The organism is Ferrimonas marina, assembly GCF_900129905.1.
Lineage (GTDB): Bacteria > Pseudomonadota > Gammaproteobacteria > Enterobacterales > Shewanellaceae > Ferrimonas > Ferrimonas marina.
Window position 1 is genome coordinate 692,594 of sequence record NZ_FQXG01000002.1, and the last position, 15,632, is coordinate 708,225.

15 protein-coding genes are annotated in these 15,632 nt (G+C 63.5%); 12 read left to right on the plus strand and 3 right to left on the minus strand.

Features of this window, described 5'->3' with window-relative positions; genetic code table 11:
• Positions 1–3: 3 nt before the first annotated feature.
• Positions 4–834 carry an RNase RNM gene (gene rnm, locus BUC04_RS06755; RefSeq protein ID WP_067664338.1) on the minus strand — a complete coding sequence of 277 codons (831 nt, stop codon included), beginning with the start codon at positions 832–834 and terminating at the stop codon, positions 4–6.
• 355 nt (positions 835–1,189) lie between these two features.
• Between rnm and aroF the strand changes: the two genes are divergently transcribed.
• From aroF to BUC04_RS06815, 12 genes are all read left to right on the plus strand, one after another.
• Positions 1,190–2,203 carry a 3-deoxy-7-phosphoheptulonate synthase gene (aroF, locus tag BUC04_RS06760; RefSeq protein ID WP_067664340.1) on the plus strand — a complete coding sequence of 338 codons (1,014 nt, stop codon included), beginning with the start codon at positions 1,190–1,192 and terminating at the stop codon, positions 2,201–2,203.
• Complete coding sequence (locus BUC04_RS06765) at positions 2,203–3,759, plus strand: anthranilate synthase component 1 (protein WP_067664342.1); 1,557 nt, start codon at positions 2,203–2,205, stop codon at positions 3,757–3,759. The genes aroF and BUC04_RS06765 overlap by 1 nt, the downstream gene beginning before the upstream one ends.
• Positions 3,759–4,352 (plus strand): aminodeoxychorismate/anthranilate synthase component II, encoded by a 594-nt coding sequence (locus BUC04_RS06770; protein ID WP_067664398.1) that lies wholly within the window; start codon positions 3,759–3,761, stop codon positions 4,350–4,352. Before BUC04_RS06765 ends, BUC04_RS06770 begins: the two co-directional genes overlap by 1 nt.
• Entirely contained in the window at positions 4,346–5,365 is a 1,020-nt protein-coding gene (gene trpD, locus BUC04_RS06775; protein WP_067664344.1) for an anthranilate phosphoribosyltransferase, read from the plus strand. Before BUC04_RS06770 ends, trpD begins: the two co-directional genes overlap by 7 nt.
• On the plus strand, positions 5,362–6,783 hold the full coding sequence (gene trpCF, locus BUC04_RS06780; protein ID WP_082766783.1) for a bifunctional indole-3-glycerol-phosphate synthase TrpC/phosphoribosylanthranilate isomerase TrpF: 1,422 nt from the start codon (positions 5,362–5,364) through the stop codon (positions 6,781–6,783). The genes trpD and trpCF overlap by 4 nt, the downstream gene beginning before the upstream one ends.
• A gap of 26 nt (positions 6,784–6,809) precedes the next feature.
• Positions 6,810–7,997, plus strand: coding sequence for a tryptophan synthase subunit beta (trpB, locus tag BUC04_RS06785; protein ID WP_067664346.1), 1,188 nt, complete (start codon positions 6,810–6,812; stop codon positions 7,995–7,997).
• Entirely contained in the window at positions 7,994–8,800 is an 807-nt protein-coding gene (gene trpA, locus BUC04_RS06790) for a tryptophan synthase subunit alpha (protein ID WP_067664347.1), read from the plus strand. Before trpB ends, trpA begins: the two co-directional genes overlap by 4 nt.
• A gap of 117 nt (positions 8,801–8,917) precedes the next feature.
• Positions 8,918–9,469 carry a septation protein A gene (locus BUC04_RS06795; RefSeq protein WP_067664349.1) on the plus strand — a complete coding sequence of 184 codons (552 nt, stop codon included), beginning with the start codon at positions 8,918–8,920 and terminating at the stop codon, positions 9,467–9,469.
• 712 nt (positions 9,470–10,181) lie between these two features.
• Positions 10,182–11,408: an L-lactate MFS transporter gene (locus BUC04_RS06800; RefSeq protein WP_067664351.1), complete on the plus strand. Its 1,227-nt coding sequence runs from the start codon at positions 10,182–10,184 to the stop codon at positions 11,406–11,408.
• Between the two features lie 122 nt (positions 11,409–11,530).
• On the plus strand, positions 11,531–11,830 hold the full coding sequence (locus BUC04_RS06805; protein WP_067664353.1) for a YciI family protein: 300 nt from the start codon (positions 11,531–11,533) through the stop codon (positions 11,828–11,830).
• Positions 11,830–12,636, plus strand: coding sequence for an exodeoxyribonuclease III (xthA, locus tag BUC04_RS06810; RefSeq protein WP_067664355.1), 807 nt, complete (start codon positions 11,830–11,832; stop codon positions 12,634–12,636). Before BUC04_RS06805 ends, xthA begins: the two co-directional genes overlap by 1 nt.
• A 407-nt stretch (positions 12,637–13,043) precedes the next feature.
• Positions 13,044–13,373 carry a helix-turn-helix domain-containing protein gene (locus tag BUC04_RS06815; protein ID WP_073325660.1) on the plus strand — a complete coding sequence of 110 codons (330 nt, stop codon included), beginning with the start codon at positions 13,044–13,046 and terminating at the stop codon, positions 13,371–13,373.
• 52 nt (positions 13,374–13,425) lie between these two features.
• Here the strand turns inward: BUC04_RS06815 and panF are convergent, their stop codons facing one another.
• On the minus strand, positions 13,426–14,853 hold the full coding sequence (gene panF, locus BUC04_RS06820; RefSeq protein ID WP_073325662.1) for a sodium/pantothenate symporter: 1,428 nt from the start codon (positions 14,851–14,853) through the stop codon (positions 13,426–13,428).
• Entirely contained in the window at positions 14,846–15,055 is a 210-nt protein-coding gene (locus BUC04_RS06825) for a DUF997 family protein (protein WP_067664359.1), read from the minus strand. Before BUC04_RS06825 ends, panF begins: the two co-directional genes overlap by 8 nt.
• Positions 15,056–15,632 lie beyond the last annotated feature (577 nt).

A 15,632-nucleotide genomic window follows, 5' to 3' on the forward strand; every position in this document is an offset into this window, starting at 1 on the left:
GCGCTATACCCATCCTCGCTGGTGCCAGACGCCGGCAGGTTCCTCTGGGCGATGCAGGCCACGGCCAAGCTCCACCCAGCGTCCGGGAAAATGAAAATCGGAGCCCGCCGAGATCAGCAGGCGGTACTCCTTGGCCAGGGCCAGCAGAAACTGGCGCTGTTGCGGGTTCTGTTGGCAGTGGATCGCCTCCATCGCCTCCCCGCCGGCTTCCACAAATTCCGCCAATAGCCGTCTCAACCATTTGTTTGATAACTGATATTTGCCCGGATGAGCGAGAACTGCAAGGCCGCCTGCAGCCTGAATGGCTGCCACTGCCTCGGCGATGCTGCACCATTGGTTGGGCACATAGGCGCTCTGCCCCCGCCCCAGGTAGCGATCAAACGCCTGTTGCGAAGCGCTCACTATCCCCCGCTGCAGCAACACCCGGGCAAAGTGACTGCGACCGATGCAGCCGTTGCCCGCCAGCGCCATCGCCTCCTCCAGGGTGCCCTCGATGCGGCGCTTGCTCAGCTTGGCAGCGATCGCCTCGGCCCGCTCAGTGCGACGTTGGGCTTGCTGGGCCAGCAATGCCTGCAGGCCCGGGTGGTCCGGGTCAAAGTCCAGTCCCACCACGTGGATCTCGAAGCTCTCCCAGCGGGTGGAGATCTCCACCCCATTAATCAGGGTCAGCGAGCTGCCCTCGGCAGCGGCCCGGGCCGGGGCCAGGCCCGCGGTGGTGTCATGATCGGTGATCGCCAGCAGGTCCACCTGCTGATTGAGGGCCCGCCCCACCAGCAGCTCAGGGGTCAGGGTGCCATCGGAGGCTTTGGTGTGGCAGTGCAGATCGATCTTCATGGGTGCCTGGGTTGCAGGATGGAACGGGGGTTGCCAACGCACTGGGGCGAGGACACCATGGTGAGTGACTGAATCGCATTGTACTTCAGTTCACCGAGAAAATCTGTCCGCGGCCAATTTGGCCTTGACAGGGTGAAAAGCAAACCGGTACTCTCCGGGTGTAAAGTAAAAGCGTCAACCAAACATTACAGGTTTACAGTCACATGAAATTCAACGTCAACAACACTGCATGGTGGTGGCACTCGCTGACATAGCGGGGGTACGTTGAGCTGTACCTAACTGAAAATCCCAGATTCAGAGAACCCGCTTTCGACCAACGAAAGCGGGTTTTTTCATTTTTAAGGAAGCGAAGCCCATGATCATCATCCTCAAGCCTGGCGTCAGCGAAGCCCAAGCCCTGGAACTGGTTGGCAAGATCGAAGCCACCGGCCTTAAACCCCTGTACATGCCTGGCGTAGAGCGCACCGTGCTGGGTGCCATCGGTGACGAACGCGTCCTGCAGGGTCTGCACCTGGACAGCGATCCCCGGGTGGATGAGATCAAGCCGATCCTGTCCAAGTACAAGCTGGTATCCCGCGAGCTCAACCCGGTGGACAGCCACGTGATGCTGGGCAAGCACGCGGTGGGCGGCGATCGCTTTACCGTCATCGCCGGCCCCTGCGGGGTGGAAAGCCGCGACCAGCTGCTGGGGGTGGCGGAGATGGTCAAGGGCCAGGGCGTCGCGGCCCTGCGTGGCGGCGCTTTCAAACCCCGTACCAGCCCCTACAGCTTCCAGGGCCTGGGTGAAGAGGGGCTGAAGCTGCTCAAGGAGGCCAATCAACTCACCGGCCTGCCCACCGTCTCCGAGGTGGTGGACGCCGCTGACGCCGAACTGATGGCCAACTACGTGGATTGCCTGCAGATCGGCGCCCGCAACATGCAGAATTTCCGTCTGCTGGAAGCGGTGGGTCGGCTGGGTCTGCCGGTATTGTTGAAGCGCGGCATGAGCGCCACCCTTGAAGAGTTGCTGCTGGCAGCGGAATATATTGTCAATGCAGGCAATAATCAGGTGATCCTGTGCGAACGCGGGATCCGCACCTTTGAAACTGCCACCCGAAACACACTGGATCTGAATGCTGTGGCCTATCTCAAACGCAAGACCCACCTGCCGGTGCTGGTAGACCCCAGTCACGGCACCGGTGTGCGTGAGCTGATCGCCCCGCTCTCCTACGCCAGTGCGGCAGTGGGCGCCGATGGCATCATCGTCGAGGCGCACCTGAATCCCTGCGAAGCGCTGTCCGATGGCCACCAGGCCCTGGACGCCGACCAGTTTGCCGGCCTGATGGCTGGCCTCCGTCCCTTTGTTGAAGCCGCCGGGAAGCAGCTCTAATGACATCCACTTTGCCGCCGGGCCACGCCCGCACCCTGACCACCGCGGTCCAGTACCACAGCGAACCTGCCGAGGTTTACCAGGCGCTGTGCCAGGACCGCCCCCATACCCTGCTGCTGGAGTCGGCGGAGATCGACTCCAAGGCCGGGCTCAAGAGCGTACTGCTGATCGATGCGGCACTGAGCATCCGCTGCATGGGCCGCACCGTCACCGTCGAGGCACTCAGTGCCAACGGCGATCAACTGCTGCCCTTTGTCGCCGAGCAGCTTGCGCTCTTCAACGCCCAGCAACAGGGTCGCAGCATCGAGGTGACCCTGCCCCAGCCCGCCGCCGGGCTGGACGAGGACAGCCGCCTCAAGGCCCCCTCGCCGCTGACGGTACTGCGCCTGCTGCAGCAATCCCTGCACAGCGACGATGCCCTGGCCGAGACGGTGATGCTGGCGGGCTGCTTCGCCTTTGACCTGGTGGCCAGCGTCGAGCCGCTGCCGGCGGTGACCGAGGGCGCCAACATCTGCCCCGATTACCAGTTCTACCTGGCCCAGACCAGCCTGGTGCTGGACCATCAAACCCGCACCGCGCGGCTGATCGGCACCCTGTTCGGCGGCGAGCAGGCCGAGCGGGTGGAGAACGACTTGCGCCTGCGCCTGGGGGCGCTGAGCCAGCGTCTGACCCAACCGCTGCAGCCGCTGCCCGAGGAGCGCCCGGAGGCCACCGAGGTGGCGGAGAACCAGAGCGATGCCCAGTTCCGCCAGGTGGTGGAGGATCTTAAGGAGCACGTCCGCGCCGGCGACATCTTCCAGGTGGTGCCCGCCCGTCGCTTCTCCCTGCCCTGCCCTTCGCCACTGGCGGCCTACGGCCGGTTGCGTCAGCTCAACCCCAGCCCCTACATGTTCTACATGCGCACCAAGGCCTTTACCCTGTTCGGCGCCTCACCGGAGAGCGCGCTGAAGTACGAGACCACCACCAACCAGGTGGAGATCTACCCCATCGCCGGTACCCGTCCCCGCGGTAAGTTCGCCGATGGCCACATTGACGCGGATCTGGACAGCCGCATCGAGCTGGGCCTGCGCCAGGATCAGAAGGAGCTGTCTGAGCACCTGATGCTGGTGGACCTGGCCCGCAACGACATCGCCCGCATCGCCGAGCCCGGCAGCCGCAAGGTGGCGGATCTGCTCAAGGTGGACCGCTACAGCCATGTGATGCACCTGGTCTCTCGGGTGACCGGCCAGCTGCGCAGCGATCTGGATGCCCTGCACGCTTACCAGGCCTGCATGAACATGGGCACCCTCACCGGTGCCCCCAAGGTCAGCGCCGCCAGCCTGTTGCGCCAGGCTGAAGGCGAGCGCCGCGGCAGCTATGGCGGCGCCGTGGGCTACCTCAATGGCCGCGGCGACATGGACACCTGCATCGTCATCCGCTCCGCCCTGGTGGCGGAGGGCATTGCCCATGTCCAGGCCGGTGCCGGGGTGGTGTACGACTCCGATCCGCAATCCGAGGCCGACGAAACCCGCAACAAGGCCCAGGCGGTGCTGCGCGCCATTGGAGGTAAGGCATGATCCCCGTTACCCTGCTCGACAACTTCGACTCCTTCACCTGGAACCTGGTGGACCAGTTCCGCAGTGCCGGCCACCCGGTGACGGTTTACCGTAACGACATCGACGCCCAGGTGCTGGCCGACAAGCTACTGAGCCAAAGCGAGCCCGGCGTACTGGTGCTCTCCCCCGGCCCCGGCGCCCCCCACGAGGCGGGCTGCCTGATGGCACTACTGGATAAAGTGGCGGGCAAGCTGCCGATCCTGGGGATCTGCCTGGGCCACCAAGCGCTTATTGAACACTACGGTGGCAAGGTGGGTCGCGCCGCCCAGGTGATGCACGGCAAATCCAGCGCCATGGCCCATGATGCCTCGCCACTGTTTGCCGGCCTGCCCAACCCGCTGACCATCGCCCGCTACCACTCACTGGTGGGGCTGACCCTGCCGGACTGCCTGCATGTGCCAGCCCAGGTCGACGGCATGGCGATGGCGGTGGTGCACCCGCAGGACCGGGCGGTGGGCTACCAGTTCCACCCGGAGTCGATCCTCACCGAACACGGCGCGGCGCTGCTAAGCCAAACCCTTTCTCTTTTGACCCAGGACGTTGCCCTATGCTGACCCCAACCCAGAAAATGATGGCCCAACTGTTTGATGGCCAACCCCTTAGCCGGGAGCAGGCCAAGAAGCTGTTTGGCCAGGTGGTCACCGGCCAGATCAACGAGGTGGAGCTGGCCACCATACTGATCGCCATGAAGCTGCGCGGTGAGAGCATCGAAGAGATCACCGGGGCTGCCGAGGCGCTGCGCGAAGCGGCCCTGGCCTACCCCCGACCCCAGGGCGATCTGCTGGACATCGTCGGCACCGGCGGCGACGGTGCCAACACTTTCAACATCTCCACCACCGCCACCTTTGTGGCGGCGGCGGCGGGGGCCAAGGTATCCAAGCACGGCAGCCGCAGCGTCTCCTCGCTGTCCGGCGCCTCGGATCTGCTCAGCCAGTTCGGTATCAACCTGACCATGACCCCGGAGCGCTCCGGTCAGTGCCTGCAGCAGCTGGGGGTCACCTTCCTGTTCGCCCCGTTCTACCACGCCGGTATGAAGCACGCTGCGCCGGTGCGCCAGCAGCTCAAGACCCGCACCCTGTTCAACCTGCTGGGGCCGCTGATCAACCCGGCCCGCCCCAACCAGATGCTGCTGGGCGTCTACGACCCGGCCCTGGTGCGCCCCATCGCTGAGGTGCTGCAATCCCTGGGAGTGGAGCGCGCCCTGGTAGTCCACGGCAGTGGCCTGGACGAACTGGCCGTGCACGGTGACAGCACCGTGGTGGAGCTTAAGGACAACAGCCTGAACGAATACACCCTGACCCCGGCCCAACTGGGGGTAGAGCAGTATGACCTGGCCGAGCTGCGTGGCGGCGAGCCGGCGGACAACAAAGCCATCAGCGAGCAGCTGCTGTCCGGTGGCGGCACCGAGGCCCAGCGCGCCGCGGTGGCGGTCAACGCCGGTGCCGGTCTCTACCTGGCGGGTAAGGCCGACAGCCTCAAAGCCGGCACCGAGCTGGCCCTGGCCACCATGGATTCCGGCCAGCCAATGGCGCTGATCCAGGCCTTTGCGGAGGCCAGTCAGCAATGATTCAGCAGCAGGGTTCTAATGTGCATGGGCTGGACATCGCCGGTCTGCGTCAGACCGGCACGGTGCTGGACAAGATCGTGGCGACCAAGCCGGCCCAGATCGCCCAGCTTAGCGAGCAATACGGCGAGCTGCTGGAGCAGCGGGCGGCACCGTCGGACCGCAGCCTTTACCAGGCGCTGAAGCAGGCACCCACCGGCTTCATCCTGGAGTGCAAGAAGGCTAGCCCGTCAAAGGGGCTGATCCGACCCGACTTTGATCCTGTCGCCATCGGCCGGGTGTATGACCGGTATGCCGCCGGCATCTCGGTGCTCACCGACGAGCAGTTCTTCCAGGGCAGCTTCGAGTACCTCAAGGCAGTGCGCGAAGCGGTCTCGGTGCCGGTGCTGTGCAAGGATTTTATCATCGACGTGCGCCAGCTGCGGCTGGCCCGCCAGTTGGGGGCGGACGCCGCCCTGCTGATGCTGTCGGTGCTGGAGGATGACCTGTACCAGGCGCTGGCGGAAGAAGCCGACGCCCTGGGGCTGGATATCCTCACCGAGGTGAGCAACGAGGCGGAGCTGGAGCGTGCCATCGCCCTAGGCGCCAAGATCATCGGCATCAACAACCGTGACCTGCGTGACCTCAGCGTCGATCTGACCGCCACAGAGCGGCTGGCACCAAAGATCCCCGCAGACCGGGTGGTGATCTCCGAGTCCGGGATCTACCACCACGGCCAGGTTCGTCGCCTGGCGCCCCATGCGGATGCCTTCCTGGTGGGCTCCAGCCTGACCGAGCAGGATGATGTGGATCAGGCCTGCCGCGAGCTGATCTACGGCCCGGTGAAGATCTGCGGCCTGACCCGGGAGCAGGATGCCCAGGCCGCGGCATCAGCGGGCGCCAGCTTTGGCGGGCTGATCTTCGCCGAGCGCTCGCCCCGCTGCGTCAGCCCGGAGCAGGCCAAGCGCATTGTCGCCAGTGCACCGCTGCGCTTTATCGGCGTGTTCGTCGACCAGAGCAAGCAGCAGATCGCCGCCCTGGCCAAGGAGCTCAAGCTGTGGGGCGTGCAGCTGCACGGCAGCGAGGACGAACGCTATGTTGACCGGCTGCGCCACGCACTGGAGCAGGAAGGCTGCCAGTGCCAGATCATCAAGGCGGTCAAGCCCGACGGCAGCAACGACGTGAGCAACGCCGATCGGCGCCTGTACGACAGCGCCAAAGCCGGCCAGTTCGGCGGCACCGGCGAGACCTTTGCCTGGGACGCGGTGGGCGAGCAGCGCCAGGACGCCTTCCTGGCGGGAGGCCTGGGCCCGGACAACATCGCCGAGGCGGCCGCCGCCGGCTTCTTCGGCCTGGACATCAACTCCGGTGTGGAAACCGCACCGGGGCAAAAGGATCCGCAACTGCTGGCCGACTGCCTGCAGCGGATCCGTCAATACTGAACAAGACACACTTGAGAGCAACGCCTATGAGCACCCTGAATCCCTATTTCGGCGAGTTTGGCGGCCAGTTTGTGCCGCAGATCCTGATGCCGGCCCTGGACCAGCTGGAGCGCGCCTTTATCGAGGCCCAGCACGATCCGGAGTTCCAACAAGAGTTTGCCGCCCTGCTGAAGGACTACGCCGGTCGTCCCACCGCGCTGACCAAGACCCGCAACTTCAGCCCCAACGACAAGGTCACCATCTACCTCAAGCGGGAAGACCTGCTGCACGGGGGTGCCCACAAGACCAACCAGGTGCTAGGCCAGGCCCTGCTGACCAAGCGGATGGGCAAGAAAGAGGTGATCGCCGAGACCGGTGCCGGCCAGCACGGCGTGGCCGCCGCCCTGGCCTGTGCCCTGCTGGGCCTCAAGTGCCGGGTCTACATGGGTGCCAAGGACGTCGAGCGTCAGAGTCCCAACGTGTTCCGCATGCGCCTGATGGGCGCCGAGGTGATCCCGGTGCACAGCGGCTCCGCCACCTTGAAGGACGCCTGTAACGAGGCGCTGCGCGACTGGAGTGCCAACTACGATACCGCCCACTACCTGCTGGGCACCGCCGCCGGTCCGCACCCCTTCCCCACCATCGTGCGGGAGTTCCAGCGGATGATCGGCGCCGAAACCAAGGCCCAGCTGATAGAGAAAGAGGGGCGTCTGCCGGATGCGGTGATCGCCTGTGTCGGCGGTGGCTCCAACGCCATCGGCATGTTCGCCGACTTCATCGACGAGACCGCGGTAAAGCTGATCGGCGTTGAGCCGGCCGGCCACGGCATCGACAGCGGCGAGCACGGTGCGCCGCTGGCCCACGGCAAGCTGGGGATCTTCTTCGGCATGAAGGCGCCGCTGATGCAGGACCCCCACGGTCAGATCGAGGAGTCCTACTCGGTTTCCGCCGGTCTGGACTTCCCCTCGGTGGGCCCGCAGCACGCCCACCTGGCCGCCACCGGCCGCGCCGAGTACCCCTCGGTCACCGATGACGAGGCGCTGGAGGCGTTCCAGCTGCTGGCCCGCACCGAAGGGATCATTCCGGCGCTGGAATCCGCCCACGCCCTGGCCCAGGCCTACAAGATGGCGGAGCAGGCCACCGAGGAAACCCTGCTGGTGGTTAACCTGTCCGGCCGAGGCGACAAAGACATCTTCACCGTGTACGACATCCTGGAAAAGGAGGGCAAAGTATGAGCCGCTATTCCACCCTGTTTGCCCGCCTGAACGAGCGCAATGAAGGCGCCTTCGTGCCCTTCGTTACCCTGGGCGATCCCAACCCGGGCCAGAGCCTGGCGGTGATCGACGCCCTGGTGGCCGGCGGTGCCGATGCCCTGGAGCTGGGCTTCCCCTTCTCCGATCCCAGCGCCGATGGCCCCACCATCCAGGGTGCCAACATCCGTGCCCTGGACGCCGGCACCACCCCGGAGCACTGTTTCGAGATCCTGGCCCAGGTCCGCCAGAAGTACCCGGACCTGCCCATCGGTCTGCTGGTGTACGCCAACCTGGTGTTCGCCCCGGGGCTGGACAACTTCTACCGCCGCTGCGCCCAGGTCGGGGTCGACTCCGTGCTGGTGGCGGACGTGCCGGTGCAGGAGTCCGCGCCCTTTGCCGATGCGGCCCGTGCCGCCGGTGTGGCGCCCATCTTTATCGCCCCGCCCAACGCCGATGACGCCACCATGCAGCGGGTGGCCGAGTCCGGTGAGGGCTACACCTACCTGCTGTCCCGTGCCGGGGTGACCGGCACCGAGACCAAGGCGGGCATGCCGGTGGAGCACCTGCTGGCCGGCCTGGCCAAGCACAATGCGCCGCCGGCGGTACTGGGCTTTGGTATTGCCCAGCCGGAGCAGGTTCGGGAGGCGATCGGCGCCGGTGCCGCCGGGGTGATCTCCGGCAGTGCCGTGGTCAATATCCTGGCCGAGCACTGCGAGGATCCCGCCGCCCAGGTGGCGGCACTGACCGAGTTCTGCCAGGGGATGAAGGCGGCGACCCGACGCTGAATCCCCGCTGTACTGGCGCCCAACCGGCTTGCACCGGGGCGCCAGTACAGTAGACTGTCGACTCGCTTTGGCGGCTCGGCCTTCGGTCCGCCCGGTTCATTCCAGCTTGAGATCCCGATGAAACAACTGCTCGACTTCCTGCCCCTCCTGGTGTTCTTTGCCGTCTACAAGTTCTACGGCATCATCCCCGCCACCGGCGCCATCGTGGTGGCCTCGGCGGTGCAAACCGGCCTGATGTACGCGCTTTACCGTAAGGTGGAGAAGATGCACCTGGTGACCTTTGGCCTGCTGGTGGTGTTTGGCGGCCTGACCGTCGCCTTCAATGACGATGCCTTTATCAAGTGGAAGGTGACCATCGTCTACGGCCTGTTTGCCGCGGCGCTGCTGATCAGCCAGTGGATGGGCAAACCGGTGATGAAGGCGATGCTGGGCAAGGAGATCACCCTGCCGGAGATCATCTGGGCCCGTATCGGCTACGCCTGGGCGGCGTTCTTTACCTTCTGCGCCGGCCTCAACCTCTACGTGGCCTTCACCATGAGCCAGGACACCTGGGTGATCTTCAAGGTGTTTTACCTGATGGGGATGACCTTCGCCTTCCTGATCCTGACCATCGTCTACCTCTACCGGCACATGCCCAAAGAGGACGAGCAGGAGCAAGACAAGCAGTAATCGAAAAGGCGCCGGGCGGCGCCTTTTTTGATTCCCTTCTTTTTTCTGTTTTAGCTCACGCTAGTGAGTAATCCGTTCATCACTTCCAAGCTTTGTCGCGTTGGCGACGGCAACCAAGGGGGCGACTCGCCCCCTTGGAACCCCCTAGCCTCCCATCGGTGTTGATCCCTCGCACTGACAACATCGACTGGCGGCACAGACCAGAGTCGACATCCATGTCTCCGCTGGCCACTCGGGCCATCCTGGCCCTCGACCTGGCCGATGGCGTCCTTGCTCGGACACCTCGAAGTCGGCACAAGAGCTGGCGGCTCATCAAGCCTTAGAGGCCAAATCAAACTAAGCAGTTAAATGTTTGCTTGGCGTAAAAGCTGCGCTGGGAGATATACCAAGAGACTATTTGAAGAACCCTTTCCTAGCTTCCAATAACTGTCCGGGCGGCAGGCGTGATCCGGATCACCCGACCGGCACGGAAAAAGTGTGCGCCCCGTCATTGTCGAAAAACTTCCCCGCCCCGGCTTGGCCCCCTCTCGTTTTTACCCGGACAAGGTTCTATAGTACGCCCGCTTTAAAATTGGACTGACCAACTTACCCGCCACCTGGCCAAAGTGTGAGCAATCCGCTTTCTTTCTCGCCAGGCGCTGGTAGACTGCGCCGCCTTTCCTACGGGCCAACCCTTCGCCATCCAAACTGGCGACCGTCGAAGAGAAGAGTGATGAATCGAGCCGTGAAGATCCTGATTGCCGGTGTCGCAATCAACCTGTGTATGGGCGTGCTGTACGCCTGGAGTGTGTTCAGCAAGGCACTGGTGAGCGAGATGGGTTGGTCCAACGCCGACGCTGGCCTGCCCTACACCGTGGCCATCGTGGTATTCGCCGCCTCTCTGCTGGTATCCGGCATCCTGCAGGATCGCATGGGTCCCCGTCGCATGGTGATCCTCGGCTCCACCATGGTGGGCCTGGGCCTGATCGCCTCCTCCTTCGCCACCTCCGTGGTTGCCTTGGTACTGACCTTTGGTGTGCTGGTCGGTTCCGGTATCGGCTTCGCTTACGCCTGCCTGACTCCGGCGGCAATGAAGTGGTTCCACAGCTCCAAGAAGGGCCTGGTCAGTGGCCTGATCGCCGGTGGCTTCGGCATGGCACCGCTCTACCTGGCCCCCACCACCACCGCGCTGATCAGCGAGTTTGGCATCAACAACGCCTTCCTGGCGCTGGGCGTCGGTGTACTGCTGCTGGCCCTGCCGCTCTCCTTCACCATCGTTAACCCGCCGGCGGGCTACACCCCGGCCACCCCGAAGGGCTTTGTTGCCAACAACAAGGGCAGCGATGCGGTGGACTTCAGCTGGCGCGAGATGATCAAGACCAAGCAGTTCTACATGCTGTGGGCGATGTTTGCCCTGGCCTCCTCCGCCGGCCTGATGCTGATCGGCAACATCGTCAGCATCGCTGCCGTTCAGGGTGGCATCGCCAACGCGGCTTTCCTGGTGGGCGCCCTGGCGATCTTCAATACCTTTGGCCGCATCGGTATGGGCATGCTGTCTGACAAGATCGGTCGCATCCAGACCCTGCTGGTGGTGTTCCTGCTGCAGGGCCTGAACATGGTGCTGTTCCCGATGTACACCACCGAGCTGGGCTTTATGCTGGGTGCGGCGCTGGCGGGCGTGGGCTACGGTGCGCTGCTGTCCGTGTTCCCCACCATCACCGCCGACTACTACGGCCTGAAGAACTACGGCACCAACTTCGGCGTGCTCTACACCGCCTGGGGGATCTCCGGCTTTATGGGCCCGGTACTGGCCAACCTGGTGGTGGATGCCACCGGCTCCTACGCCATCGCCTACACCGCCTCCGCCGTGGGCCTGGGCATCGCTGCTGTGCTGGCGCTGATGATCAAACCGGTCAACGCCCAAGCCGAAGGCGAGACTGGCAAGGTGGCGACCGCCTAAGCCTGCCTGAACGGAAAAAAGCCGACGCCGATGCGTCGGCTTTTTTGATCCCGCCGTCCATGGTAACTTGCCTGCCAGTGCCTTTCGGCCCAACCGCCATTCACCCAAAGGGATCTCAAGTCATGTGGTATATGATCTGCTCAACCGACGTCGAAAACAGCCTGCCGCTGCGTCAATCCGTTCGCCCCGCTCACCTGGCCCGGCTGCAAGCCCTGCAGGATGAGGGTCGCCTGCTCACCGCCGGTCCGATGCCCGCCATCGACAGCAACGACCCGGGTGAAGCCGGCTTCACCGGCTCCCTGGTGGTGGCCGAATTCGACTCCCTCGAGCAGGCCCAGGCCTGGGCCGATAAAGACCCTTACATCGATGCCGGCGTGTACGCCAACACCATCGTTAAGCCATTTAAGCGAGTCTTCGGCTGATGAAACTGGTCTCCTTCAACATCAACGGGCTGCGCGCACGCCTGCACCAGCTGCAGGCGCTGATCGACAAGCACCAGCCGGACGTCATCGGCCTGCAGGAGATCAAGGTGGACGATGCCCAGTTTCCCCGCGAAGCGGTGGAAGCGATGGGCTACCACGTGGTGCATCATGGCCAGAAGGGCCACTACGGTGTGGCGATGCTGACCAAGCTGGCCCCCGAGGCGGTGCAGTACGGCTTCCCCACCGACCAGGAAGACGCGCAAAAGCGGATGATCATGGTCACCCTGACCCAGGCCAATGGCCAGCCTATCCGCATCCTCAACGGCTACTTCCCCCAGGGGGAGAACGTCGCCCACGAGACCAAGTACCCGGCCAAGCGTCGCTTCTACGCCGATCTGATGAGCTACCTCGAGGGCCACTGTCAGCCGGATGAGGCCCTGGTGGTGATGGGTGACATCAACATCAGCCCCACCGATCTGGACATCGGCATCGGCGACAACAACGCCAAGCGCTGGCTCAAGACCGGTAAGTGCTCGTTCCAGCCGGAGGAGCGCCAGTGGTTGCAACGCCTGTTGGATTGGGGCCTGCAGGACAGCTTCCGCCAGCTGCACCCGGATGTCAGCGATCGCTACAGCTGGTTTGATTACCGCTCCAAGGGCTTTGACGACAACCGCGGCCTGCGCATCGATGTGATCCTCACCAGCGCCTCGCTGACCGAGCGCGTGGTGGCCGCCGATGTGGACTACCCGCTGCGGGGGATCGAAAAGCCTTCGGATCACGCGCCGATCTGGACCGAGCTGAACTGATCCTGACGCACAACAAGAAAGGGCACCCCAGGGTGCCCTTTTTCTTTGCTGGCAAATCTCTTACAAAGTGACGGGCGGATCACACAATGGAATGACGGGCATAAACCCAGTTCACACCGCGCACGCCACAGCAACAACTACACAACCCTGATCAACAACCAAAAAACAGCAAGAAAACAGTTCAACCCCCTGCTGATTGCAATTTTGTAAGGATATGATTGCCCACGATATTTATTGCAAGTTTACTGTGCGCGAGTTCATGTTTTTAGCCGCTCTCGCTGGCAGGAATGAGCCGCTACTGATATCAATGTGCTGCGTACAAAGGAGGTGTTACGGCATGGTCGCCTGTGATCACACGCGGATCACCCTCCCTACAAAAATCTGTTGAGCAGAGGAAAAACAGAACAATGAGTCAGGCTCAATTAAACAAAATCATGGAAGCCGTCGAGATCTTCCGCGAAGTGTACAGCGAAATTCCGCCGCAAACCTGTCTGATGTTTATGCAGGTATGCCAGGAAGAAGGGTGCTCCATCAAGGAGCTGCAAGAACGTTTCGAGATGTCCCAAGCCAGCGCAAGCCGCAATGCCCGTCTGCTCTCCGAGCGCGTGCACTCCGGCCGCAACGGTCTGGGTCTGGTCGAGCTGCGCGTTGACGAGCAGGACTACCGCATCAAGCGGGCGTTCCTGACCGAACGTGGTCGCGAGATCCGTGACCGTCTGGCCGTTATCATGCACTGATAGCACCAGCGAGAAAAAAGGCTGACCTCCGGGTCAGCCTTTTTTTGTGCCTTTAGCCCTGCTCTCTGTGCTGTCCTCTGCCGTTGCAGACCAGGAAGGCAAGCAGTGACAGCGCCAGGGCTGGTACGATGGGGTGCAGCTCCCAGGGCCGGATCTGGGCCACGGTCCAGCCAACAAAGCTGAGGCTGCCGGTCAGCATCGCCGCCAGGGCTCCCCGGGCGTTGGCGCCGGGCCAGAACAGCCCCAGAATCAAGGGCCAGAGGAACACAGCCTGCAACACCCCAAAGGCGGTCAGGTTGAGCCAGACGATCATCTGCGGCGGATCCAGCGCCAACAGGGCACAGCCCATCACCAGCACCAGCATCACGGCGTGGCTGAAGCGCTTCTGGCTTCGCTCGCTCATCGGCCGATGGCGCTGCACCAGGTCTTTCACCAGGGTGGAACCGGCCTGCAGCAACATGGAGTCCACCGAGGACATGATCGCCGCCATCGGTGCCGCCAGCAGCAACCCGGCCACCAGCGGCGGGAACAGGGTTACCATCAGGGTCGGCAGCACCTCATCGGGGCTGCTCAGCTGGGGCAGCAGCGGACGCCCCAGGGCGCCGGCCAGGTGGGGGAGCAGGATGACCAGGCCGGAGACCAGGGTGCCGAGGATCATTGCCTTGCGCAGCGCGCCCTCATCACGCACCGCCATCGCCCGCAGCACGGTATGGGGCAAGCCCAGGGTGCCGATCCCCACCAGCACCCAGAAGGAGAGCAGGAAGGGCCAGGAGAGAAACTGGTCCGGCCCCTTTGGGTCCAGCAGCGCCGGATCGATGGCGCTCATCTGGCTGGTCAGGTTGGCCAGACCGCCACCGTGGTGGATCACTCCCAGCAACAGCGCCAGCATCCCCAGCACCATGATCACCCCCTGCAGGGCATCGGTGTAGGAGACCGCACGGAAGCCGCCCCACAGGGTATAGAGCAGCACAGTGGCGACAAACAGTGACAGTGCCAGCTCGTAGCTGACCCCGGTCATCACCGACAGCAGTCGGGCGCCGCCGGTAAACTGCACCACCACCATGCCAACAAAAGCCAGCACCAGGCTGGCCCCCGCCAACAACAACAGCAACGGGCTGCGATAGCGATGCTCCAGCACATCCAGAATGGTGACTGCCTGAGTCTGTTTAGCAATTTGCCAGATCTTGGGGCCGATCACCCCCAGGGTCAGCATCGCCACCGGCACCTGGATCACCGCCAGCAACACCCAGCCGAGGCCAAACTGGTAGGCCGCACCGGGTCCACCAATAAAGGAGGAGGCGCTGGTGTAGGTGGCGACCAGCGCCAGGGCCAGCAGCGGGCCGCCCATAAACTGCCCACCGAGGAAGTAGCGCTGGGAGAAGTTGCCATCCGCGGCACTGCGACGGGCGGCCAGGCGGGCCAGCACCATGGTGGCCAGCAGGTAACCCAGGATAGGCCAGAGCAGGGTCAGATCACCCACGGGCACCTCCGCGCAGCCACCACCAGACCAACAGGCACAGCAGCAAAGGGGCAAGGATGCAGGAGCACCAGAACCAGATGGGCAGGCCAAACCAGAGGCCGGCCTCGGCCAACAGCAGTGGCCCCAGGAGCCAGGCGACAAAATAGAACAGGGTGAGTGCGACGGCCCCCTTGGCCAGGGAGTTCGCGTTAATTGGCTGCATCAAAGGTAACGGGATTGAGTTAAAGCAAGGGGGCAATGGTATTGCAAAGCCAGGGAGGAGCCAAGCCCAAATCCCCCGCCCCAATAGCGGATGAAGACAGCCACCCGCATTGGTCAGACCAATCTGGCCAGGTCGAAAATACCGAGTCCAGCGCCTCGATTCCCCGAGTCGGGAACACGCCGACGATCACGACAAACCTCGCTCAAAATGGACCAGGATCACAGAACCTGAATATTTCTTGCACAATCGCCTTTTCGCGCACCCACATCGATGCAGGGCCAAAACCCCTGTGCTAACCTGCTGCATGTCATTTGGTATTACCAATGGCAACAGGTTGGGCCCGGTGCATTTTTCAGCCAGGGCATCGCAACATCGATCCCCGTCACACAAACCAGAGTGAGCAAGATATACTCTCTGATGTGACTGCACTTAGGGCAATAGGGGGGTTAATGCGAGCCTCCCTGATCAGGCCAATGTGCCTGCCCAGCCATCGCACCATCATTTAGGCCAACGCCGCTGGCGCTGGCCGTGGCCTTAGGGGCTGCACATTTTCGGCCATCTGGCCGACACCGGTTAA